The sequence below is a fragment of the Lascolabacillus massiliensis genome, from assembly GCF_001282625.1.
Lineage (GTDB): Bacteria > Bacteroidota > Bacteroidia > Bacteroidales > Dysgonomonadaceae > Proteiniphilum > Proteiniphilum massiliensis.
In genome coordinates, this window is the sequence record NZ_CTEJ01000001.1 from 1101184 (window position 1) to 1123678 (window position 22495).

At 35.3% G+C, this 22495-nt stretch carries 16 protein-coding genes; 2 read left to right on the forward strand and 14 right to left on the reverse strand.

Translation table 11 applies throughout. From position 1 onward, the window contains the following. Window positions 1-34 precede the first annotated feature (34 nt). The 3 genes from BN1354_RS04515 to BN1354_RS04525 are packed head-to-tail and all read right to left on the reverse strand — an operon-like array spanning window position 35 to window position 4676. The gene (locus tag BN1354_RS04515; protein WP_045089516.1) at window positions 35-751 is read right to left on the reverse strand and encodes a LytR/AlgR family response regulator transcription factor; all 717 of its coding nucleotides are present in this window, start codon (window positions 749-751) and stop codon (window positions 35-37) included. Further along, window positions 720-1823, reverse strand: coding sequence for a sensor histidine kinase (locus BN1354_RS04520; RefSeq protein WP_053826336.1), 1104 nt, complete (start codon window positions 1821-1823; stop codon window positions 720-722). Before BN1354_RS04520 ends, BN1354_RS04515 begins: the two co-directional genes overlap by 32 nt. A gap of 18 nt (window positions 1824-1841) precedes the next feature. Further along, window positions 1842-4676, reverse strand: coding sequence for a TonB-dependent receptor (locus BN1354_RS04525; RefSeq protein WP_053826337.1), 2835 nt, complete (start codon window positions 4674-4676; stop codon window positions 1842-1844). A gap of 266 nt (window positions 4677-4942) precedes the next feature. On the opposite strand from BN1354_RS04525, the gene BN1354_RS04530 reads away from it, so the two are divergent. Continuing rightward, window positions 4943-6127, forward strand: coding sequence for a YeiH family protein (locus tag BN1354_RS04530; protein WP_053826338.1), 1185 nt, complete (start codon window positions 4943-4945; stop codon window positions 6125-6127). A gap of 7 nt (window positions 6128-6134) precedes the next feature. Here BN1354_RS04530 and BN1354_RS04535 read toward each other — a convergent pair whose 3' ends face one another. Next, window positions 6135-6623, reverse strand: coding sequence for a SixA phosphatase family protein (locus tag BN1354_RS04535; RefSeq protein WP_053826339.1), 489 nt, complete (start codon window positions 6621-6623; stop codon window positions 6135-6137). Between the two features lie 145 nt (window positions 6624-6768). On the opposite strand from BN1354_RS04535, the gene BN1354_RS04540 reads away from it, so the two are divergent. Beyond that, window positions 6769-7611, forward strand: coding sequence for a DUF4230 domain-containing protein (locus BN1354_RS04540; protein WP_052673138.1), 843 nt, complete (start codon window positions 6769-6771; stop codon window positions 7609-7611). Here the strand turns inward: BN1354_RS04540 and tdh are convergent. The 10 genes from tdh to BN1354_RS04590 all read right to left on the reverse strand — a co-directional run bounded on the left by tdh (window position 7592) and on the right by BN1354_RS04590 (window position 22265). Continuing rightward, entirely contained in the window at window positions 7592-8617 is a 1026-nt protein-coding gene (gene tdh / locus BN1354_RS04545; RefSeq protein ID WP_045089511.1) for an L-threonine 3-dehydrogenase, read from the reverse strand. The two genes, BN1354_RS04540 and tdh, sit on opposite strands and share 20 nt — an antisense overlap. 1 nt (window position 8618) lies before the next feature. Continuing rightward, window positions 8619-9809 (reverse strand): glycine C-acetyltransferase, encoded by a 1191-nt coding sequence (gene kbl, locus BN1354_RS04550; protein ID WP_045089510.1) that lies wholly within the window; start codon window positions 9807-9809, stop codon window positions 8619-8621. 61 nt (window positions 9810-9870) lie between these two features. After that, on the reverse strand, window positions 9871-11232 hold the full coding sequence (gene rmuC, locus BN1354_RS04555) for a DNA recombination protein RmuC (RefSeq protein ID WP_045089509.1): 1362 nt from the start codon (window positions 11230-11232) through the stop codon (window positions 9871-9873). An 8-nt stretch (window positions 11233-11240) separates the two neighbouring features. After that, the gene (locus tag BN1354_RS04560) at window positions 11241-12482 is read right to left on the reverse strand and encodes a glycosyltransferase family 4 protein (RefSeq protein WP_053826340.1); all 1242 of its coding nucleotides are present in this window, start codon (window positions 12480-12482) and stop codon (window positions 11241-11243) included. Between the two features lie 36 nt (window positions 12483-12518). Beyond that, on the reverse strand, window positions 12519-13739 hold the full coding sequence (locus BN1354_RS04565; RefSeq protein WP_053826341.1) for a bifunctional 3,4-dihydroxy-2-butanone-4-phosphate synthase/GTP cyclohydrolase II: 1221 nt from the start codon (window positions 13737-13739) through the stop codon (window positions 12519-12521). Window positions 13740-13751: 12 nt separating this feature from the next. Beyond that, the gene (locus BN1354_RS04570) at window positions 13752-15674 is read right to left on the reverse strand and encodes an LptF/LptG family permease (RefSeq protein ID WP_082057355.1); all 1923 of its coding nucleotides are present in this window, start codon (window positions 15672-15674) and stop codon (window positions 13752-13754) included. Between the two features lie 62 nt (window positions 15675-15736). Further along, window positions 15737-16123, reverse strand: coding sequence for an START-like domain-containing protein (locus tag BN1354_RS04575; RefSeq protein ID WP_053826342.1), 387 nt, complete (start codon window positions 16121-16123; stop codon window positions 15737-15739). Between the two features lie 171 nt (window positions 16124-16294). Beyond that, on the reverse strand, window positions 16295-18286 hold the full coding sequence (locus BN1354_RS04580; RefSeq protein ID WP_053826343.1) for a glucosamine-6-phosphate deaminase: 1992 nt from the start codon (window positions 18284-18286) through the stop codon (window positions 16295-16297). Between the two features lie 32 nt (window positions 18287-18318). Continuing rightward, entirely contained in the window at window positions 18319-19701 is a 1383-nt protein-coding gene (locus BN1354_RS04585; RefSeq protein WP_045089504.1) for an MFS transporter, read from the reverse strand. An 86-nt stretch (window positions 19702-19787) separates the two neighbouring features. Continuing rightward, entirely contained in the window at window positions 19788-22265 is a 2478-nt protein-coding gene (locus tag BN1354_RS04590) for an endonuclease MutS2 (RefSeq protein ID WP_053826344.1), read from the reverse strand. Window positions 22266-22495 lie beyond the last annotated feature (230 nt).

Genomic DNA, 22495 nt, shown 5'->3' on the forward strand with positions numbered 1-22495 from the left:
AGCTCTCTGATTAATTTTAGAGAGCTTTTATATTTTATCTTTTATCAATTATTGCCATAAACTGTTTACGATAGGTATCCCCTATCGGTATTTCTTTATTGCTTATAATTATTCTGTTTTTATTGATACTTGTAATTTTTTCCATGTTGATAATATATGACCGATGAACACGGATAAAATTATCATAAGGTAACTCCTCTTCCAGCTGTTTAAGACTCATCAGTGACAGAATAGGTTTTGGATCTGTAATTGTGTATATCTTGACATAATCTTTGAGTCCCTCAATGTAATCAATATCTTTATACAGAACATGAAGGTATTTGTATTCTGACTTTACAAATATTCCTACGTTTGATCTTTCTCTTTCTGAATCGTAACCAGATTTCGTTTTAATTTCAAACCAATTAAGTGCTTTCTTGGCTGCAATCATGAAATCCTCGAAAGAAAAGGGCTTTAGCAGGTAATCAAGAGCATTTACTCTATATCCCTCAATAGCATATTCACTGAATGCTGTAGTAAATATTACACGTGTATTATCACTGATTGTATAGGCAAAATCCATTCCATTTATACCAGGCATCTGTATATCCAGAAAGAGAACATCAACTTTTTCAGATGTTATATTCTGCATTGCAGAAATTGCGCTGCTATATTTTCCGGTAAGTTTAAGAAATGGAACTCTGTTCACATATGACTCTAATAGAGAAAGAGCCAAAGGTTCATCGTCGACTATCCAACAGTTTAGTATCATTCATCAGTTTTTTGGAATCAATTACCAATACAGTAGAGTAAACATCATTTTCGATTGTGGTTTCCCAATTATAACTTCCTGGATAAAGAAGTTCAAGACGTCTTTTAACAAGATCAAGTCCTATACCACTACCACTTTTATCCTTTTTGCTTTTTGGAAAATAGCTGTTTTTGCAAACAAACTCAACTTTTCCATCTGGATGCTCTTTTAATGTTACATTTATAAATGAAGATTTATCTCCACTTATTCCATGTTTAAAGGAATTCTCAAGTAAAGATATAAAAATTAGTGGAGGAATTAGTGTGTTTCTGCTTTCAGAATATGAGAAGTCGGCTTTAAGTTCCACATTATCTGAAAGACGTATACGCATGAGATCTAAATAATTACGCAAAAACTCCGCTTCCTGTTTGAGCGGAACATAGGTTTGATTATTATCATAAAGCAAATGTCTGAGAAGTTTACTTAAGTCCACTACTGCCCTTCGGGCTTTTGGAGGATCAAACTCTATCAGTGCATAAATATTATTTAAGGTATTGAGTAGAAAATGAGGATTTATTTGATTCTTAATATTTTGTAATTCAGCTTCAGACTTTGCTTTGGCCAATTCTTTTCTCTCATTGTCAAGTTCAAACCATCTTACAGTCATTTTGAAGGCTAAACTCAACCCTGTTATTAAAAACAAAGTAGTAGAGTTCCTAATTATATGCATTACAGAGATACCTCCCCATCGTCTTCTTCTAAACACTCTCATTTCAGGTATAAGCTTGTTTAACCAAATAGGCATATAGGACATAAGTAATGTAACACCTACAATTAATATAATATTACATATAATATACTCTTTTGTCTTACCTTTAAAGAGAAGTTTTTCAATAAGTACGAAATAGTTGATATAGAAAACCAACATTATGCCCAGCATATCAGGCAGAGACCTTAGAAATGGTTTCCAGTTAAAAATCTGCTCCTCATTTATAAAGAAGTAAGGGAGTATGAAAATTACTCCCCATAATAAGACATGAACAAATACACTGTTCCATTTTGTCTGATTATTTCTTTTAATTGTTTGATCCATCTTTATGATATATTTAAATTATCCTCCTCTTCGCATTGGGGGACCAAATCCACCTCTTCCAGGCATCATATCCTGACTTGATGCTCCTCCTTTGAAGATATTGAAGCGATATACAAAATGTACCATGAAATAACTTGTAAGTGTATTGGTTGTAGTATCTCTTATGTAGTTTGAAGTTACACTACGATTTATATTGCTTCGTTGTTGCAGAATATCATATACTTTGAAGCGTAATGTGCCATTCTTCTGTTTAAAGAGTGTTTTCTGAATTGAGGCATTCCACAACCATTCATTTTGCTGGAATCCATCTGCGTACCCTGAATTTGTGGAGTAATTTATATCACTCTCAATTGTAAAATCCAACGGGAGATAAATTGTTGCATTTGCGTTTCCACCATAATTCAGATACTCCTGATTTTGCTGACCCTCAAGGCTGTTTCTTACCTTATTGTAGTTGAAATTACCTCTGATACCCAAGTCAAAAAGATCAGATCTATAGTTCAGCCCTAATACCTCTCCTACATTCATTCGCTTGCTAAGGTTCTTTTCAGGAGTGATGTCATCTCGTGATATTTCATCACCAGTTTGCACAAAAGTACCAGTTAAACCATTAGTATGATTATAGCTCAGGAATGACATCGAGAATATAGAAAACTTAATATTTTTTAGAGGAACATTTAGTACCATACGCCCATTTGCATTCCAGTTGCCTGTTATGTTTTCATAAGTTCTTACCTTACGTCCTGTTTCTACATTTGTAGCAGTTAGTGAAACAACATCATTTGTCATATATCCTGCATTGGCAAACGCGTTAAATGAACTTGCCTTTTCCGGATTAGAAGATCTGTAGTTTATATTTAGTCTGTGTTCAAATGAGGGTTTCAAATCGGGATTACCAAAGCTAACATTCAGTGGATCAGACACATCAACTACAGGTGACAATTGTGAAACAGATGGCTGATCAGTATTTCCAAAATAACGGATTCTAAGATTTTGATTTCTACTCCATCTATAATTCAGCTGTGCCATTGGTGCATAGTTTATAACATCCTGTTTCAGGTCATCAATCTTTTGAGCACCGATAAATGTTTTGCTGTGAGAACTAGAAGGTTGCATTGAGAAACCAAACATATAATCGAACTTCTCTCTGACAGATCTGAAATTCAGCTCCAGTTCCTGTCTGACGAAACTATTCTCTAATCTTTTACTATATGTTGAATCGAGAACAGTATAGTTACCTGACTCATCCTTAGTTCTGGTATCTCTGTCTGATTCTGAGTTATTTTGTCGGTACTGGTATGCCAGCTGGAGAAAATTGTTCTTACCGATTGGTTCTACATAAGAGAGATAGCCTCTCCATGAACTATTGTCATTTGTATTAACAAAACGTTGATCAATGATGTCTGAGGGGCGTTGATCCCTGAAATATATTGTAGTTGACTCACTAGAACCGCTATTCTCAGAATTGCTCATATTCCCACTGATCTGAGCACTTAAAACCCTACCCTTTTTCCCGAGTTCACGGCTCATATCTAATCTACCACCTAAATTATTACCATCACCTTCTGACATGTATACTGACTCACCTAAATTGATTGTGTCACCAGTCATCTGCTGTATTGTATTGAAATTTCCGGTTTCATTACGTGAGTTATTATAAAATGAGACGTTTGGTCTGAAAATTATTGTTGTTGAAGTGTCAGGTTTCCATTCCATTCTTAAATTCATGTGGAAGTTCTGACTTATATTATTTCTTGTATTTCTTTCGCTTTCAAGGGTATTACCTGCACTCAGGATGTTTTGTGTAAATACTTCTGAAGTGACTTCTGTATCACCATAACCATACCTTACATTACCTCCTAACTTGAATTTCTTGGTGAAATCTTTACTAAAATTACCACCAATATTAGCAGAAGTGGTAATACCGTCACGACTACCAAATCCTCCACCACGGCCTCCAAATCCGCCCATACTTCCAAACATGGCAGTACCTAAATCAGAAAAGCCTGCATTATTTGTATTGTTGGTTCCTCCTATTATAGTATACTGGTCGTTATTTCTCATATAGTTTACCATAGCATTGGCCTCATAACGATCCTTGCTTCCATATCCTGCAAATCCATTTCCAAAAAGCCCCTCTTTCATTCCCGGACGAACGGTAAGATTTATAACATTTTCTTCTTCTCCATCATCAAAACCGGTCATTTGAGATATTTCAGTTCTCCTTTCCAGAACCTGTAACTTTTCAACCATCTTGGCAGGTAGATTTTTTGAAGCTACTTTTGGGTCGTCACTGAAGAACTCTTCACCATCTACTAATATTTTTGAAATAGATTTACCATTAACAGTTATATTTCCTTCACTGTCTATTTCTACACCGGGCATTTTCTTTAATAGGTCTTCTACTACAGCACTTTCAGTTACTTTATAGGAATCTGCATTATATTCCAGAGTGTCACCTTTTACAACAATTTCCGGCGCTTTAGCTGTTACTACTGTTTCAGATAAAAGGATATTATCAGCACTCATTACCAAATCTCCCAGGTTTGCCATAGGAGTTGAGGATGAAACTGAAACATTTTTATATAAATCATGGAAGCCTATAAAGGATACATGAACTATATATGAACCATTATTTACCGGAATAGAAAATTTACCATCCATTTCTGACGCCTTGCCAGTAACAAATGTACTATCAGATTGTCTCAGTACACGAATATTAGCTTGAGGAACAGGTTCATTTGTATTCTCTAAAAGAATTCTTCCCGTTATTCCACGAGTAATTTGCGACTGAGCTGTTAATCCAAAAGAGCATAACAGAATGGTTATAACTAAGAAATAAATTTTTTTCATAATAATAGTATCTTGTCCGTATAAACAGTTTTTTAAATATTAACCGAAACAAAAATAACATAAGAGACCTCTTTTAACAAATTAAATAGACTAACTGTTTGAATTCATCGACCAACAAAGTGTTTTAAACGTTAAATGGCTGTTTATTTGCAAAAAGAAATTACAAAAGATTTCCTAAATCGTAAATAATTCATAAATTTGTCATATAGAACTTAATTAAATTATAAATTTATCACTCTTTTTGAGTTAATCTAATCAATTTATATATGCTGAAAACATTAAAAAGTGAAGATTGGGTAGCAACCATTATAGGTGCACTCATTCTGGTCCTCGTTATATTGCTTCCATCTTTAATGACTAACAATATATCAATGTCTGCAATAATTGCAATACTCTCTTATATGGGTTACTTATTTATGGGTAATAAAGACAATGGGCAATTTTTGATATCATTTATAATAATATTTTTACTCGCTCAGCTGGCATCATACATTGCAAATATCAGCTCAATTAAAACCATAGGTTTGGAGTCGGTTTTCTTTGCAGTCCTGATAGGATTATTTATTAGAAATACCATTGGTCTCCCCAAATGGATGGCTTCAGCAGTTAGAAGCGAATATTATATAAAAGCCGGACTAGTTATTCTTGGTAGCTCTATACTTTTTAATGAGATTATGAAAGCGGGTGCATTAGGAATGGTTCAGGGATTAATAGTTGTATTTTCAGTATGGTATTTTAGTTTCTGGATATCAACCAAAGCATTCAGGATTGATAAGGAAATGTCTATGCTCCTTTCAAGCTCTGTTTCAATTTGCGGAGTTTCTGCAGCAATTGCAACAAGCGGTGCTATAAAGGGTGATCCTAAAAAGCTATCATTTGTTATTTCGCTTGTACTGATTGTAGCAATACCAATGATGTATTTGCTTCCATATCTGGCAAAATTAATGGGGCTCTCACAAGAAGTAGCCGGCGCATGGCTTGGTGGAACAATAGATACTACTGCTGCAGTTGTAGCATCGGGTAAATTTATCGGAGAAACGGCTGAACAGTATAGTGTTATTATCAAGTCCGCACAAAACGTTCTTCTGGGTGTTGCTGCTTTTATAATATCAATCTACTGGTCATACAGAGGAACAAACTCAGAAATCAGACCTACAGGAACTATTCTTTGGGACAGATTTCCTAAGTTTGTTCTAGGATTCCTTATAGCATCATTGGTTTTCAGTTTTGTGTTTGATGCAGAAACCGGAAAAGAATTGTCACGTATAGCAAACAAAGGTTCAAGAGGTTTACTGTTCTCACTTGCATTTATTTGTATTGGACTTGAAACAGATTTCCGGTATATCTTTAAAAAGGAGAATTCTAAATATATTTGGTCTTTTCTTACAGCTCAGATTTTCAACATAATACTTACTTTGTTAATAGCCTGGGCACTTTTTTCACAAGATTAAAAACAGATTACAGTTCTTTGGCAATTTTCAACCACTTGAAATTTGCCTGATCAGTAGAAACTTCACGCCAGGAATCTACATTAAATTCAAAGCAAGCGGTTGAAGCAGTTGGTAAATTGTCTAACTGTACTCCTAATGAGTTGATTAAATCAGTTAAGCCTGGGTTATGTCCCACAAATATACAGCTATTTATATTATCGGGAAGCTTTGAAAGTACATTCATTATCCAGCGTTCAGGAGCAAAATAGAGGTTTTGATCAGTCTGAATTTCATTTTCTGGATAACCAATACTTTTTGCGGCTATTATTGTTGTTTGATGCGCTCTTTTTGCTGATGAAGAAAGAATTAAATCAGGAACTCCGGCCTTTTTAAGAATAAATGCTCCCATATCATTAGCATTACGTTTTCCTCGTTCGGTCAGTTCTCTATCATAATCATCAATTGCCATAGTGTTTTGTTCTGCTTTACCATGACGGAAGATAATCAATTGTTTCATATACCTATGTTTAGTTACAGTTCATTAATAAAGAATCGACCGCAAAATTATGAATAATTTTTCATATAGATTCTATTTTATTTCTCTACTATCGCTATCTTCGAAAGTTTATTACTTTACTTTAATATTGTAATATTAAGAAACTATGAGAAAAATAACCAGTAGAACAATAATAGTTATAACTTCAATTATATTTCTATTATTAGCAGCAGGCTTTATTTACAAGATATTCTTCAAGCCCAGTTATATAAACAGTGGAAATTTAAGTGGTAACTTTTTAGGCATACTGATATTTGGCTTAATTTTAGGGATAATAATAACATTGCTTACTCATAGGGTAATTAATACAAAAAGTAAAATTGCTAACACTGTAACATCTTCACACACTGTTGTTGAAAGCATAAAAAAAGTGTTTAAGATTGTTGTGGCTGAAGGACAGTTAAATGAGATCTTTAATTATGAGAACACAAAGAAGCTTCTAAAATTTATTCCATCCACAAAAAAGGCCCTTGTTATAGTTAAAGCAAAAGTTCTTGTTGGCTATGATATCAATAAATGCCAGTGGGAAATAGATGAAGAAAAAAAAGTATTGAGGTTAATTAGTTTTCCAAAACCTGAGGTATTATCTCTTGAAACAGATTTTAATTATTACTACTTTGAGGATGATCTTTTTAACTTTATTGGTAGAAACGACCTGCAGGAAATTCAGTACCTTGCCAAAAAACAGGTAAAAAAAACTGTTCTGCAGAGTGATTTACTAAAAATTGCTGCAGACCAGATGAAGCTACTAGTAGGTGAAGTAGTATCTTTAAACAATTGGAGTATTGAGAACAGTCACTTGATAGAAGACTACTCTTACCCACCAGAGGAAGAGGAAAAAAATATCGAGCAGATTGAACCTCCAATACTTAACAAGGTTAATCTGCTCGATAAAGCAATAAATCTGTTTAAGCTTAAACCGGGAAGAACTAATCCCAACTTAGAATAACTTTTCCACACTGACCGGTTTCCATTACTTCAAATCCTTTCATATATTCATCAATATGGAAACGATGTGTTATAACAGGTGAGAGATCCAGACCAGAAATCAGCATTTGTTCCATCTGATACCAGGTTTCCCACATCTCACGACCATATATTCCTTTAAGTGTAAGTGCTTTAAAGATGATCTTATTCCAATCAACTGTAGTTGTATTTGGCAATATACCTAACATTGATATTTTTGAGCCGTTATACATATTGTCAATCATCTCTCTAAATCCTGCTGGAGAACCAGACATCTCGAGACCTACATCAAAACCACGCATACCCAGTTGTTTTACTGCCTGTGCAACCGTTTCTCCTTTTGACAGATTTACAGCTATTGTAGCTCCCATTTTCTTTGCAATATTCAATCTGTATTCACTAAAATCACTTACAACAATATAACGGGCTCCTGCAAATCTGCAAATTGCAGTTGCCATACTTCCAATAAGCCCAACACCTGTAATAAGTACATCTTCTGCGATTAAAGGAAAAGAGAGAGCTGTATGAGTAGCATTACCAAATGGGTCCATTATAGATGCTATCTCATCAGAAATTCTATCATCCAGCTTTACAACATTAGCTGCTGGTAGTGACAAATATTCCGCAAATGCACCATCCCTGTTTACACCTATTCCTATTGTATTTTCGCACACATGTAACTTTCCCCGTCGACAGTTACGGCAGTGTCCGCAAGCAATGTGTCCTTCACCCGTTACCCTGTCACCAATTTTCAGATTTTCAACGCCGCTTCCCATATCTACAATCTCACCTACATACTCATGACCAATTGTCATAGGAGTTTTGATTGTTTGTTGTGACCATTCATCCCATTTATAAATATGAAGGTCGGTTCCACAAATTGATGTTTTCTTTATTTTGATCAATACATCGTTTACACCAAATGATGGAATGGGTACTTCTTCCATCCATATACCCTTTTCAGGACGTAGTTTAACAAGTGCTTTCATATTATTCTATTACATTTAGTTTTTTACCTACTTTAATAAAGGCTTCGATAGCTTTATCAAGATGTTCTCTTTCATGACCTGCGGACAACTGAACACGAATTCGTGCCTCACCTTTAGGCACTACCGGATAATAAAAACCTATAACATAGATTCCCTCTTCTAAAAGCTCCTCTGCAAATTGTTGTGATAGCTTTGCATCATATAACATTACAGCACAAATAGCAGATTGTGTAGGTTTAATATCAAATTTAGCTTCTTTCATTTTAGAAACGAAATATTCTACATTCTCATGAAGTTTATCTTGTAGTTCATTAGTTTCTTCAAGCATATTGAAAGCTTCTACTCCTGAGGCAGCAACCATGGGAGGGATTGAGTTGGAAAACAGGTATGGACGTGATCGCTGTCTTAACATATCAATTATCTCCTTTCTACCAGTTGTAAATCCGCCAATTGCACCTCCAAAAGCTTTACCCAGGGTACCTGTGATTATATCAACTTCTCCTAATACATTATACAGCTCAGACACACCTTTACCGGTTCTTCCAACTACTCCTGCCGAGTGACTCTCATCAACCATAACCAATGCATCATATTTTTTTGCAAGTTCAAGTATTTTATCCAATGGTGCCTGATTACCATCCATTGAAAATACACCATCCGTAACAATAATTCTGAAGCGCTGTGACTGAGCCTCTTTAAGCTTTTCTTCCAAGTCAGTCATATCAGCATTTGCATAACGGTATCTCTTTGCCTTGCAAAGCCTTACTCCATCAATAATTGATGCGTGATTTAAAGAGTCTGAAATAATTGCATCCTCTTCAGTGAAAAGAGGTTCAAACACCCCACCGTTAGCATCGAAGCAAGATGCATATAAAATTGTATCTTCAGTATGAAAGAATCTGCTAATTGTATTCTCCAGCTCCTTATGATAATCTTGTGTACCACAGATGAAACGTACTGATGACATCCCGTATCCACGCTCATCCAAAGCCTTTTTGGCAGCTGATATAAGTCGTGGATGATTAGAAAGTCCCAAATAATTATTAGCACAGAAGTTTAGAACATTTTGTCCTGAATTAACTTTAATCTCTGCTCGTTGAGGAGTTACTATTATCCTCTCATTTTTGTAAAGTCCTGCTTCTTTGATATTATTTAATTCTTCTTGCAGGTGTTGTTGTATTTTTCCGTACATATCAATGTTTTAATAAGTTATATGCCTGTAAATATTTTTTTTATTGTCATTTATCTCTAATCTAATCTAACTGTTTACTCTCTTCTACAATTGATGTGGGTAATGTTTTCTTGGTTTTCAGCCCTAATTCTCTCAGTTTTTCTGCCTGACTAATTAGATTACCACCACCAGTTTTTAGTTGTGAGTAAGCTTTATCATAACTCCGTTGTGCTCTGCTTAGATGATTATCTATTTCAGAAAGAGAGGATACAAAATTGACAAATTTATCATAAAGTGCTGCTCCCCTTTCTGCAATCTCCAGTGCATTCCTATTTTGGTATTCCCGTTTCCATAAATCAGCAATCAATTTTAGTGCAGCGATAAGATTGGTTGGACTGATTAACAGAATATTTTTTTCATAAGCATACTGCCACAAATTTTCTTCGTGCTGCAACGCTAGTATATATGCAGGTTCATTAGGGATAAACATCATAACGAAATCAAGTGTAGATGCATATTCGTGGTAGCTTTTACTGCTCAGTTCATCAATATGCTTTCTAACTGATCTTAAATGATCCTTCACAAATATCTTTTGTTCATCAGGATTATCTGTCCCGATATAGTTTGAATAAGCAGTCAGAGATACTTTAGAGTCAATAATTACTTTTCTATCATCTGGATATGATATTATCACATCAGGCTTCATCCTTGCACCCTCACTACTTATAATTACCTTACCATCATCATCCCTGAGATGTTCTTGAATGAAATATTCGCGACCTTTTACTAATCCTGACCCTTCAAGTATATTTTCCAGAATCAATTCTCCCCAATCACCTTGAACTTTTGAATTACCTCTTAGAGCAAGAGTAAGATTGTTTGCCTCATTACTCAAACGATCATTCATTTCCTTCAGATTTTTAAGTTCCTGGCCAAGAGAAAAGCGTTCACGTGATTCATTTAAATAAACATCCTCAATTTTCTTACGGAAAGAATCAATATTTTCTCCAAATGGTTTCAGTATTGAATCCAGGTTCAGACGATTGATATTTGTAAACTTTTCCGTTTTCTCTTCAAGAATTCTTGAAGCTATATTTTCAAACTCAAGATTAAATTGTTTGTGTAATTCTGATATTTCAATTTTCTGATTTTCCAGTTTCTCCTGCAAAGAATTATTATCAGCTATGGTTGATGCAAGTAGACTATTTATCTCATTGTACTCTTTTGATATATTTTTAAGTTCAAGTCTGTAACGTTCAACCTCACTCTCCATATCTGAGAGTCTTTCATTTGATACAATTAAGTCAGTTCTAAGAGAGATATTCTTTTCGGTTAACTCTTCATAACTTCTTTTAGAAACAGTTTTTGACTTGATAACCAAAGAAGCAATTATCCAGGAAAATACCCCACCTATCGCTAATCCAATAATAAGATAATAATACACTCTATGCTTTATTTATTTAGAACATCTCTATAAATTTCTAACTGCAGGCTACATTTATCAGAGTTGGCACTTCTGCTTTTATATGCATTCTCTGAAACATTCTCTGAAAATGCCCTGTTTTTAAAAAATGAAGCTATTGCATCTGCACACATAATAGGATCCCCTGACTGGAAATAATACACTGTTTCTTTGTGTTTACCCAACTCTGGCATAGCTCCCGCAAATGATGCTACAGTAGGTGTTCCTACATGAATTGCTTCATCCAGTGCCATACAGTATGACTCCACGAAAGATGGAACAACATTGACGTTTGCATCACGCAGATTTTTCACTATTTCGTCTGCTTTCAGCGGGCCTAACCAGTTGACACTATCTTTAATCCCTAACTTATTAATTCTCTTTTTTATCCAGTTATAATAACCATATCCCAAGATACCTTGTCGCCCAGTACTTCCTGCAATATTGAGTTTAATTGACGGGAAATCCTTCTTTAGGATAGCAATTGCATCAATCAATACATGCAAACCCTTATATGAAACAATGGAAGAGAAAGTTGTAAACAATGAATGCGGTACACAAGAGTCGTAGTTCCATTTTTCTGCATTTATGAATTCTTCTCTAAGCAACATCTTTGTTTCATACAATTTTGCATCTTTATTGATGTTCCTTATATGGCTCCTGACCCAAACCGACTGAGTGGTTATAAAAAAGTGGTTTCTTATAATCTCTTTTTCAAATTTACCCCATCTTTTAAATGATCTTTTCTGACTTATAATTGAATCAGAAGATTTAATAAGTTCCCTCAAACCAAAAGATGCAATTATATCTTTATAGGTCAATGCTGTATAAAAATACTTATGAATCTCAGATTTCAATCCCTGTATCTCGAGTATCACTTTGCCAGAGATTAAATTACGGGCTTTAAGCAATCCCCAAAAAGACTCTACTCCCCATATATGTATAATATCAGGTTTTACCTCAGCAGTAATTTTCACAATATCTCTTATGATTGATTTACTTGGAAGACCACTTCTATTTAATTTTGATGAAGGAATTACCCATTGTGTTATGGATGAAAAATCTTCTCTTAGGGTGCTTTTAACTGATGATTGAGTTATGTTGTAGAGCTCTATTTCACCCGACTTAACCAGTTCATTTGCCATGGAGTGAGACCATGTTCCTGTTGCATCAGGTTTTTTATCGGTAAAATATCCTGCACCCATCCAAAGCACTTTGATTTTTTTATCCATTGTAAAACAGGGTTATAGAATCTAAATCATGAAGAACTACTTTATATTTTTTAAAACATGTCCCATTTTCTTTTTTTTAGTCTCCATATAAAAATGGTTATACTTATTTGGAGTTATCTCAAGTGGTACATTTTCAACAACCTTCAGACCATAAGACTCTAATCCAATTCTTTTTTTAGGATTATTGGTCATCAGTCGCATATTTCTAACTTCAAGACTTCTTAGAATCTGAGCACCAACTCCATAATCTCTTTCATCTGCCTGATATCCCAGATGAAGATTAGCATCAACAGTGTCATAACCCTGCTCTTGGAGCTTGTATGCTGCAGCTTTAGCCATCAAGCCAATTCCACGTCCTTCCTGATTTAGGTAAACAAGCACTCCTTTACCCTCTTTCTCAATAAGCTCTAATGCCTTATGCAGCTGTTCGCCACATTCACATCTGTAAGACCCAAAAATATCTCCGGTCATACAAGAAGAATGCATTCGAACAAGAATAGATTCATCAGAAGTCCACTCTCCCTTTATAAGCGCTACATGCTCTTGTCCTGTTGCAGTCTGAAGAAATGGGATCATCTTGAACTCCCCATACTCAGTTGGCAGCTGTACAGCTTCTCCACGTTCAATGAGAGACTCCGTTTTAAGTCGGTATTTAATCAAATCAGCAACAGAAACAATTTTAAAGTTAAATTTTCTGGCCATCTCCATAAGTTCCGGCAGACGTGCCATTGAACCATCCTCATTTTTTATTTCAGCAAGTGCACCTGCGGGATATAAACCGGCAAGACGTGCAAAATCTATTGTAGCTTCTGTATGACCAGCACGCCTCAATACACCTTTAGTTTGAGCTCTTAGAGGGAATATGTGGCCGGGGCGACCAAAATCTTCAGGTGCAGTTTCTTTGCGTGTTAGCGCCAGTATTGTTTGAGCTCTGTCGTATGCTGAAATACCTGTAGTACAACCATGAGTCAACAGGTCTATCGAAACAGTAAATGGTGTTGCATGTACCGATGTATTCTGAGTTACCATCAGAGGTAACTCAAGCTCTTCGGCTCTCTCTTTTGTTATTGGTGCACAAATTAATCCTCTTGCATGAGTTTCCAGAAAGTTTACTTTTTCAGGAGTTATGCATTCAGCAGCGATAACTAAATCGCCCTCATTTTCTCTATCTTCATCGTCAACCACAATTATAAAATTACCTTTACGGATTTCTTCTATGGCTTCCTCGATGGTGTCTAACTTAAATTCTTCTTGCATATTAAAAATCTTTTATGCTGTTGCTATTGTAATCAACTCCCTGTTTAACCGCTTGATTTCTTGTAAATCTCTCTTTATTCTCAATTCAAACGGAATAGAAAGGAGTCTTAAAATAATTCCTACCGGAAATAGATACATACAAACTTTTGAAAGTGCAGATCCTGTATCGAAAAGACGAGCATTCTTTATCAGTACAGGAAATTCTTCTGCTTTAGATAAAACTTCCGGTTTTCTGGAATTTGAAATATTATTTAGTATAATCTCTAATTTAGTTTTAATAGATAAAAGTTCTTTATCATACGATTCATCAGTCCAGTATTTTTTATAAGTTAACGGTAACTGATTATTGAAAAATGAATCAATATCATTCGTCAACTCATTTAGAGATACTGCGATCTCATCATATTTAGGTGTTTCAATTATAACACTTTTGACAGGATATTTCCTTTTTTCTCTTATAAAAAAGAACCTTTTGATAATGGTTGAATATGTGTCTACATTCAGTATAACTGAATCATTCATTGCTTTATATGTAAGGAATACTCCAATTGGTAGCAGAATAAATGAGCTGAACCACATTCCAAACCAATGTGCCCATACCCCGTCACGTGTCATCTTATAACCTACATTTTCCACAATATAGTAAATAATAAATAGAATTACTGATATAACAATGGGAGTACCTAAACCTCCTTTTCTAACAATTGAACCAAGTGGTGCACCTATAAAAAAGAAAATCAAACATGTAAAAGGCATAGTAAATTTTCTATGCCACTCTACCCAGTGCCTATTAATTGTTTTCTGCGTTGTTGTTTTATTTAATGATCTGAATAGAAATTCATTACTATTATTTTCTGCTTTTGTTACAGCCCCTTGCAAAATTGAAGATTGTTCGTGAGGTTCTTTGGAAACGAATAAAGTATCAGGGGATGGAACAATAATTTCAGGACTGACAGCTGTATTTATTATTGAATCTTTAAGTTCCTTTGGATAACTGTTTCTAAATGATAAATAGGAATAATTTTTCATCATGTTCCTATCCACTCTATTGACGCTATCCATTACAAGTTCCATTGAGTCTATTGAAGAAGATAACTCAGATAAGTTCTTTGACACATAGTTACTTGTAGAACTTCCCTCGATAACATCCTCACCCATTCGTGAAAAATTGGCATCGTATGGGATTAACATTGTCTTTTTACTGAAACTCTCTCTAGAGTAAGGTACAAAATCCTGATCATATCTTGAACTCCTTCCCTGATTGGAGTTTTGAAATTGCTGTCCATTATGCATTGTAAAGATCACCATTGTTTTGTCTTCCGAGCTGCTCATTTCAGCAGAGTCACAAACAATAACTCTCATATTGTTGAAACCACTGGCAATATCATAAATCATTACTTCATGCAACATACCGGTTTTCTGATCTTTACGCTCTACATAAAGATTATAACCAGGAATATCTTTATAAAAAACTTTTTCAGGAATATCAAGAGCAGGAGATGCCTGTCTGATAGATATTAATAGAGAGTAAAATTTTGTCTGTATTATGGGTATAGCATTATTCTGAAAGAAAAATGCCCCTATGCTAATACAAAAAACCAATATAATCAGTGGTTTCATAATGCCTAGCAAAGGTATACCTGCTGATTTTATGGCAAGTAGTTCCAGGTTTTCACCCATATTCCCGAAAACCATAAGTGATGCCAACAGAATTGAAAGCGGAAGTGCAAGAGGAATAAGGTTAAGTGCAGCATATAAGAACATTTCACCCAGGACATTCAGACCAAGACCCTTACCAACCATGTCTTCTATATATTTCCATAAAAATTGCATTAACACCAAAAAAAGGCATATTGCAAACGTCATCAGGAATATAGGAATAAAAGTCTTTAAAATATAACTGTATAACCTCTTTATATGGAAATCTTTTCTCATTGATCAGGCAATAATGAGTCACGTTTAACTATACGGCAAAGATAATAAAAACGTATGGATTTCTATACTCCAAGCCTTCTCTTCATTTCTTCAATTTGAGATTCCCATAAGATAATGGAATCCCCCTTTTCGTTAGGTTCGGCAAAATCAGTTATCTCAAGTGTCATTTCACCCGAAAGGTCAAGTTTTCTTAGTCTAAATTCAAAATAGACATCTTCATCGTCATCTAACCATCTGTATCTGATGTTAGTTTGTGGTTTTATCTGAATGATTTCAGCCTGACTCTGGCTCTTGCCCCACGTAAAGGTATAGATAGATTCGGTTTCGTCCATTGTTACATCATCGGCAAACCATTCTGATAGACCGTCTATTTGGCTAATCATACGCCATAAGCTACTCTGGGTGGCGTTTCCCATGAGAAACTCGATATGGAATTTTTCTTGTAACATGAATCAAATTGTAATTGAGACACAATATACAACTTTTTTTCATTTTTTTCTCATTAATGAACTAATTTTAGATTATCTATAACTATATATAAATAATAAAGGGTGAGCCACTAATTGATTCACCCTTTATTTTAAGTATTTTAAAGAATAAATATATTCTTGTAATTTTGTTTAGTTGTCCTGAATTGGAATATACTCTACAAAAGCTTCTATCGCTTCGTAGGAGGCAAGACCCAGTTTCCAATATAGATCCGCAGTAGCTCTATTTCTGTCTTCAGAACGTTGCCAGAAGAGTCTTTCATCATCTCCAAGGAATGGAGCTCCCTCCATCTGAGATTGGTGCTGAAGTATTGAATTCCTTTTTTGACGAAGCTCTTCCGGTGATAGTGGTACAGCCATTTCAATATGGTCAATCTCCCACTCCATCCATGCACCACGATACATCCATATTCTGCAGTCTTTATACCAATCTTCATATTTTAATATATCAATCGCTGCAAGAATGGCATCCAAACAAACTTTATGAGTTCCATGAGGATCTGCAAGGTCTCCTGCAACATATATCTGATGAGGTTTGATTGTTTCAATAAAGTCCTTAACAATATTCACATCCTTCTCTGAAATTGGATTCTTTTTTACAGTTCCTGTTTCATAGAATGGTAGGTCAAGAAAGTGAACATTTTCTTCAGATAAACCTACATATCTATCGGCAGAACGTGCTTCTTCCCTGCGTATTCTACCTTTAATAAACAGTATATCAGCAGTATCCATATCATCTTTCTTCTTATCTTTTAGAAGAAATTTACGTATCTCATCATATTTCTGGAACATTTTGGTGTTGTCAGGGTCAAATTTCTTCAGCATACTACGCAATACAGATGTATAACGTATTACCTCTTCATCACCTACAGCTATATTACCTGATGTTTGATATGCAACATGCACTTCATGACCCTGGTTAACTAACCTCTGAAAAGTACCACCCATTGATATAACATCATCATCAGGATGTGGACTAAAAATTATAACTCTCTTTGGATATGGATTTGCTCTTTCAGGACGATAAGTATCATCAGCATCGGGTTTACCACCAGGCCATCCTGTGATAGTGTGCTGAAGATCATTGAATATTTTGATATTTACGTTGTAAGCAGAACCATATAATGTTATCAGCTCACTCAGTCCATTGTCATTGTAATCCTTGTTTGTAAGCTTCAGTATTGGCTTATCAACTACCTGGCACAACCACACTATAGCTCTGCGGATAAGCTTACTATCCCACTCACAGTTTGTTACTAACCACGGGCGGCTAATTCTTGTAAGTTCAGATGCAGCTGCAAGATCAACATATATTACAGCCTCAGCATGTGTCTGTAATACTGAACCAGGAATCAAATCAGTTACCGGTCCTTCCACTATATCTCTGATACTTTCAGATTTCTGTTCTCCCCATGCTACTAAAGAAATTTTCTTGGCTGCCAGCATATCAGAAAGACCCATAGTGATTGCACTTACCGGAACCTTATCCAATGATCCAAAATTCCTTGATATATCAGATCTTGAATCACCATCGAGCATTACTAATCTGGTTTGTGAATGCAAACTGCTACCTGGCATATTAAAGCCAACATTTCCTTTAGTACCTAATCCAAGAATCAGATAATCCAATCCACCTTTTTCTTTCAGATTATTCTCAAACTTTTCGCAATTCTCAGAAATCAGATCTTTTTCTACTGTGGCATCAGGGGAGTAAATATTTTCCGGATCTACATCAATCTTGTTTAAGAAAGATTCTTTTAACATCTGCAAGTTACTATAAGAGAAATCCATAACAGGATAGAACTCATAAGTATTAAAAATTACAACATTTTTAAAACTAAGCCCCTCCTCCTTGTGTAATTTAACCAGCTCTTCATAAACAGGTGCTGTTGAAGTACCTCCACTAATTCCAAGTACAAACTGTTTTCCCTCTTTCTGCGATTGTTTTAACTCCCTGGAAATTTCATTGGCTATCTTTTTAGCAGCTCTTTTAGGCTCTTCGTAAATAGCTACAGGAAGCTTTTCATAGCGTGCCAGATTATACTCCTCAAAGTCGTTATCAGGTTTGTAGTACTTCTTTGGGACACGCTCAAGAGTAATTTTTGAACTAAGATCTAATCTCATAATACTTTTTGATTTTTAAATGATACCATTACTTATATTACATTTTCCTTTTTACTATCGATATTCTTTGTAACTCTGCCATAAATGTACAGAGCTATTGCAGAAATCAATCCGATACCTACAAAAACATACCATATATAATGTGCATGTTGTGTAGCAGCAGCATAACTCAGTGTATCTAACACTCCTGCTTCGTCTGTATACAGACGTGGGTCCGGACAATACTTATCAAGAAGGAATCCTGATAATCCAAAAGCAAAAAGGAAAGAAAAGAAGGAATGCAGATGGCTGAATCCAAGATACAAGCCCTCTTCCCCTTTTGGTGCCTGAAGTGAAAAAAACTCCAGGTAACGTGGCGAAATGAAACACTCGGCTATAGCTTGAAATGCAATACCTATAACCATCATAAATGCCACCGGATGCAAACCAAGCAAGTGATCTCCACCAACTTGTGTGCCTAAAGACATTACCAGTGCAGAAAAAGGTATTATCAGCATACCTATCATCATTGATTTTATTGCACTATATTTCTTCATCAGAGATGTTACAAAATTAACAGATATGAAAACCACCAATGGGTTAACATTAGCATACCAGCCTGGAGATGCATCTTCTCCTATCAGTCTAATAACATATTTAGGCATTGTTGCATACATCTGACTCTGAATCATCCAGAAACCACTAACTATAATAATTAGCAGAAGTAACCTTCCATTTAGCATAACCTTCATAAACGAACGGCCGACTTCCGCAAAACTCTTTCCTTCACCCTCTGTTTTAGAAGATTTATAAAAGAAGTATACAGAAATAAGAGCCAGTAGAGTCATTGCAGCTGAGAAGTAATTGAGATATACGAGACCCTGATCACCCATGCTTCTTCTTAGTGGATCAACAACAGTTTTACCAGTAAATGCACCAATATTCACCATCATATAGAAGATTGAATAACCACGTGCTCTGTTCTCAGGTGTTGTTTCTCTTGCTATGGTTCCGGAAATTACTGATTTTATGAAAGCACCGCCTATTACAACAAGAACCAGCGGAGCAATGATTGACCATCTTAAATGACTCTCATTAAGACCGGTGTATGTTGTCACCATACCATATTCAACCAGTCCGGCATTCTCTAACATAGTGGGCAATATCCCCAACCCCGCATACCCCAAGGTAAGCATTGTAAAGGCGAATATTATTGCTGACCGGAAGCCTATTTTATCTGCTATAGCACCAGAAAATACTGGAAGTAAATAAAGTGATGCTGAGAATAAACCGGCTATCAAACCAGCTTCAATATCACTGAATCCCCACACATTTGAAAGGTACAGCGTTATAACTATAAAAACGGCATAATATGCCAGTCGTTCAAGGAGTTCTACGAAGTTTGCTACCCAAAAAGGCTTAGAAAATTTTGCCATTAAAAAATAAATTATAGGTTTATATATTAATATTTTTAATTAAGCAGACAAAGATAAATAAAATCTGTCATAGAATAACATATAAATTACTCCAGGTCAATAACAGTTATACCGGCACCGCCAAATTGTACATGTTCGTCTTGAAAATTAGCAACACCATTAACAGTTCCAAGATATTCTCTGATAATCTGTCGCAGTGCGCCTGTACCGGTGCCATGAAGTACACGAACTCGTGAAATACCTAACTGTAATGCATCATCAATAAAATAAATTACTGCCTGCAATGCTTCATCACCTCTCATACCTCTTACATCTATATCCTGTTTGAAATTGAGTCTCTTCTCATGAATAAAATCACCTGTATTAGAAGCTTTGATCTCTTTCTTCAACTGGTTGTTACTCACTTTATCCAGTTTTTCAATATCTACTGTGGATTTTATCATACCAAAAGCTACTGTCGCTTTCCTACCCGATACATCCATTATTTCACCAATAGACGTCTGGCCTTTTAAACGAACATTATCACCTGGTTTAAGCTTATCATGTTTAATAGCTGCTGATGAAGATGATATATTTTTTCGTTTCTCCGTTTTATTGGTTTTTTTATTACCTTTTTCAAACTTGCTCTTTGATAGAGGTACACCATTAGTTACTTGAAGATTATTATCAGCAAAATCACCCACTTTATCTCTGAAACTATTGAGCTCTTTACGAATCTGTCGCGTTTTCTCTTTATCAGCTGCAGCTTCCTTTATCTGTTTAATAGTATTTTCAATACGTGCGTTACTTTCTGCAAGCAACTGTTCTGCCTGTAGCTTAGCCTGAGCCAGTATCTCTTTCTTCTGTTTATCAATATCCTCTAAACTACTTTCATATTTCGAGGATAGTTCTGCTAGTCTCTTATTTTCACGACGAATCTCATCACGCTTTCTTTCCCAATATCTTTTGTCTCTTGAAATATCCTGCAGATATTTATCCATATTGATATATTCACTTCCTACTATTTCAGAAGCATCAGCTATTACATCTTCAGGGAGACCAATATTGCGGGCTATCTCAACAGCAAAAGAACTACCGGGATTACCAATTGTAAGTCTGAAGAGTGGTTTCATCTCATGACGATCATAAAGCATGGCACCATTAACTACTCCTTCATGCTCATTTGCAAAATGTTTAAGGTTTTGATAGTGAGTAGTTATTATTCCAAAAGATTTTTTACGGTTAAACCTGTCAAGGAGGGCCTCAGCAATTGCTGCACCTATTTGAGGCTCTGTGCCGCTACCAAATTCATCAATCAGTAATAGCGATTTATCATTGCATCTCCTTTCGAAGAATTTCATATTCATTAGATGAGAGCTATAAGTGGATAGATCATTTTCAATTGACTGCTCATCACCTATGTCAATAAAAATATCTTCAAAGACACCCACTCTTGAATTCTCTTTTAAGGGGATCAGCAGACCACATTGAACCATATACTGGAGCATACCTACAGTTTTAAGGCATACCGACTTACCACCTGCATTTGGGCCTGAAATAACAAGTATTCTGTTTTGGTTTTCAAGTGTTATATCAAGTGGAACAATTTTCCTGTTTTGCTTCTTAAGTGCCAGATCAAGCAATGGATGTACGGCTTGCACCCAATCGATTTTTTGAGAATTTTCAATAGATGGCATTATTCCTCCAATATATAGTGAAAAAGAGGCTTTAGCCTGTATAAAATCTATCTTAGCTAAAAATTCATACGATTCAAGCAATTCAGGCAAAAATGTTCTTAGGTAATTAGTAAACTCAGTAAGAATTTTAATTATCTCTCTTCTCTCCTCACTCTCGAGTTCTCTGATACGGTTATTTGCCTCTACAACTTCCGAAGGTTCAATAAATACTGTCTTACCTGAAGCAGATTCGTCATGAACAATTCCTTTTATTTTCCTTTTATGTGATGGATTCACAGGAATAACAAGTCGGCCATCACGCATACTCGGTGTAACATCTTTATCAACAAAGCCCTCTGCCTGAGCCTTTCGCATTATGGAATTAAGGCTTCTGGAAATTCCATTAATTGTAGTTGTGAGTTCACGTCTTATTTCTGATAATCGAGTTGATGCGTGATCTTTTATTTGACCGAATCCATCAAGAATCTGATCAATTTTTTTAGTAATTTCAGGATATGTAACAATACCTTCTGTTAGTCCCAGCAAATGTGGATACTTAGGATCCTTATCGTCTTCTCTCTTTAGAAAAGCCACTATCCCGTTAATTGTTTGCAGAGATCGACGCAATTCAAAAAGTGCGTTCTGGTCTATCCAAGAACCTTCAATCCTGATTCTTATTAACACCGGCCTCATATCAAAAAAACTATCAACAGGAAAGTTATCCTCTTCCTCTTTTATCTTTACAAACTCTTCCGTCTGTAACAGTTTTTCCAATATCTCATCAAAGTCGGAAGAAAATTTCATTTCTTCCACTTTCTCTTTTCCGAGGGGACTAAAACATCGATCAGCAATCAGCTGACGAATCTTCTGAAAGTCTATTTTTTGTTCAAAATTATCAGGATATATCACAGTTATAATAACTAATACAGTTTCAAGCTTTTCTAAACACGCAAAATTACAATATTTAAACGAAAAACAAAGATTAGTTTAACTACTGAAGTATCAATTATAAAGGTTTCATTCGTATTCTGTATATCATATGTATATTATCCGCTTATTACCGGCTTATAGCAACTACATATAGTTATATACCGTTAATAAACTACTTATAAGCAATTGTCAGTTGTTTTATGACTATA

What these genes read in the sequence shown, in the direction of transcription:
- BN1354_RS04565 (WP_053826341.1), bottom strand. Translation starts at nt 13,739, where the DNA reads ATGCAAGAAGAATTTAAGTTAGACACCATCGAGGAAGCCATAGAAGAA.
- BN1354_RS04560 (WP_053826340.1), bottom strand. Translation starts at nt 12,482, where the DNA reads ATGGATAAAAAAATCAAAGTGCTTTGGATGGGTGCAGGATATTTTACC.
- BN1354_RS04570 (WP_082057355.1), bottom strand. Translation starts at nt 15,674, where the DNA reads ATGAGAAAAGATTTCCATATAAAGAGGTTATACAGTTATATTTTAAAG.
- BN1354_RS04580 (WP_053826343.1), bottom strand. Translation starts at nt 18,286, where the DNA reads ATGAGATTAGATCTTAGTTCAAAAATTACTCTTGAGCGTGTCCCAAAG.
- BN1354_RS04535 (WP_053826339.1), bottom strand. Translation starts at nt 6,623, where the DNA reads ATGAAACAATTGATTATCTTCCGTCATGGTAAAGCAGAACAAAACACT.
- BN1354_RS04540 (WP_052673138.1), top strand. Translation starts at nt 6,769, where the DNA reads ATGAGAAAAATAACCAGTAGAACAATAATAGTTATAACTTCAATTATA.
- BN1354_RS04520 (WP_053826336.1), bottom strand. Translation starts at nt 1,823, where the DNA reads ATGGATCAAACAATTAAAAGAAATAATCAGACAAAATGGAACAGTGTA.
- BN1354_RS04525 (WP_053826337.1), bottom strand. Translation starts at nt 4,676, where the DNA reads ATGAAAAAAATTTATTTCTTAGTTATAACCATTCTGTTATGCTCTTTT.
- tdh (WP_045089511.1), bottom strand. Translation starts at nt 8,617, where the DNA reads ATGAAAGCACTTGTTAAACTACGTCCTGAAAAGGGTATATGGATGGAA.
- BN1354_RS04515 (WP_045089516.1), bottom strand. Translation starts at nt 751, where the DNA reads ATGATACTAAACTGTTGGATAGTCGACGATGAACCTTTGGCTCTTTCT.
- BN1354_RS04530 (WP_053826338.1), top strand. Translation starts at nt 4,943, where the DNA reads ATGCTGAAAACATTAAAAAGTGAAGATTGGGTAGCAACCATTATAGGT.
- BN1354_RS04585 (WP_045089504.1), bottom strand. Translation starts at nt 19,701, where the DNA reads ATGGCAAAATTTTCTAAGCCTTTTTGGGTAGCAAACTTCGTAGAACTC.
- BN1354_RS04575 (WP_053826342.1), bottom strand. Translation starts at nt 16,123, where the DNA reads ATGTTACAAGAAAAATTCCATATCGAGTTTCTCATGGGAAACGCCACC.
- kbl (WP_045089510.1), bottom strand. Translation starts at nt 9,809, where the DNA reads ATGTACGGAAAAATACAACAACACCTGCAAGAAGAATTAAATAATATC.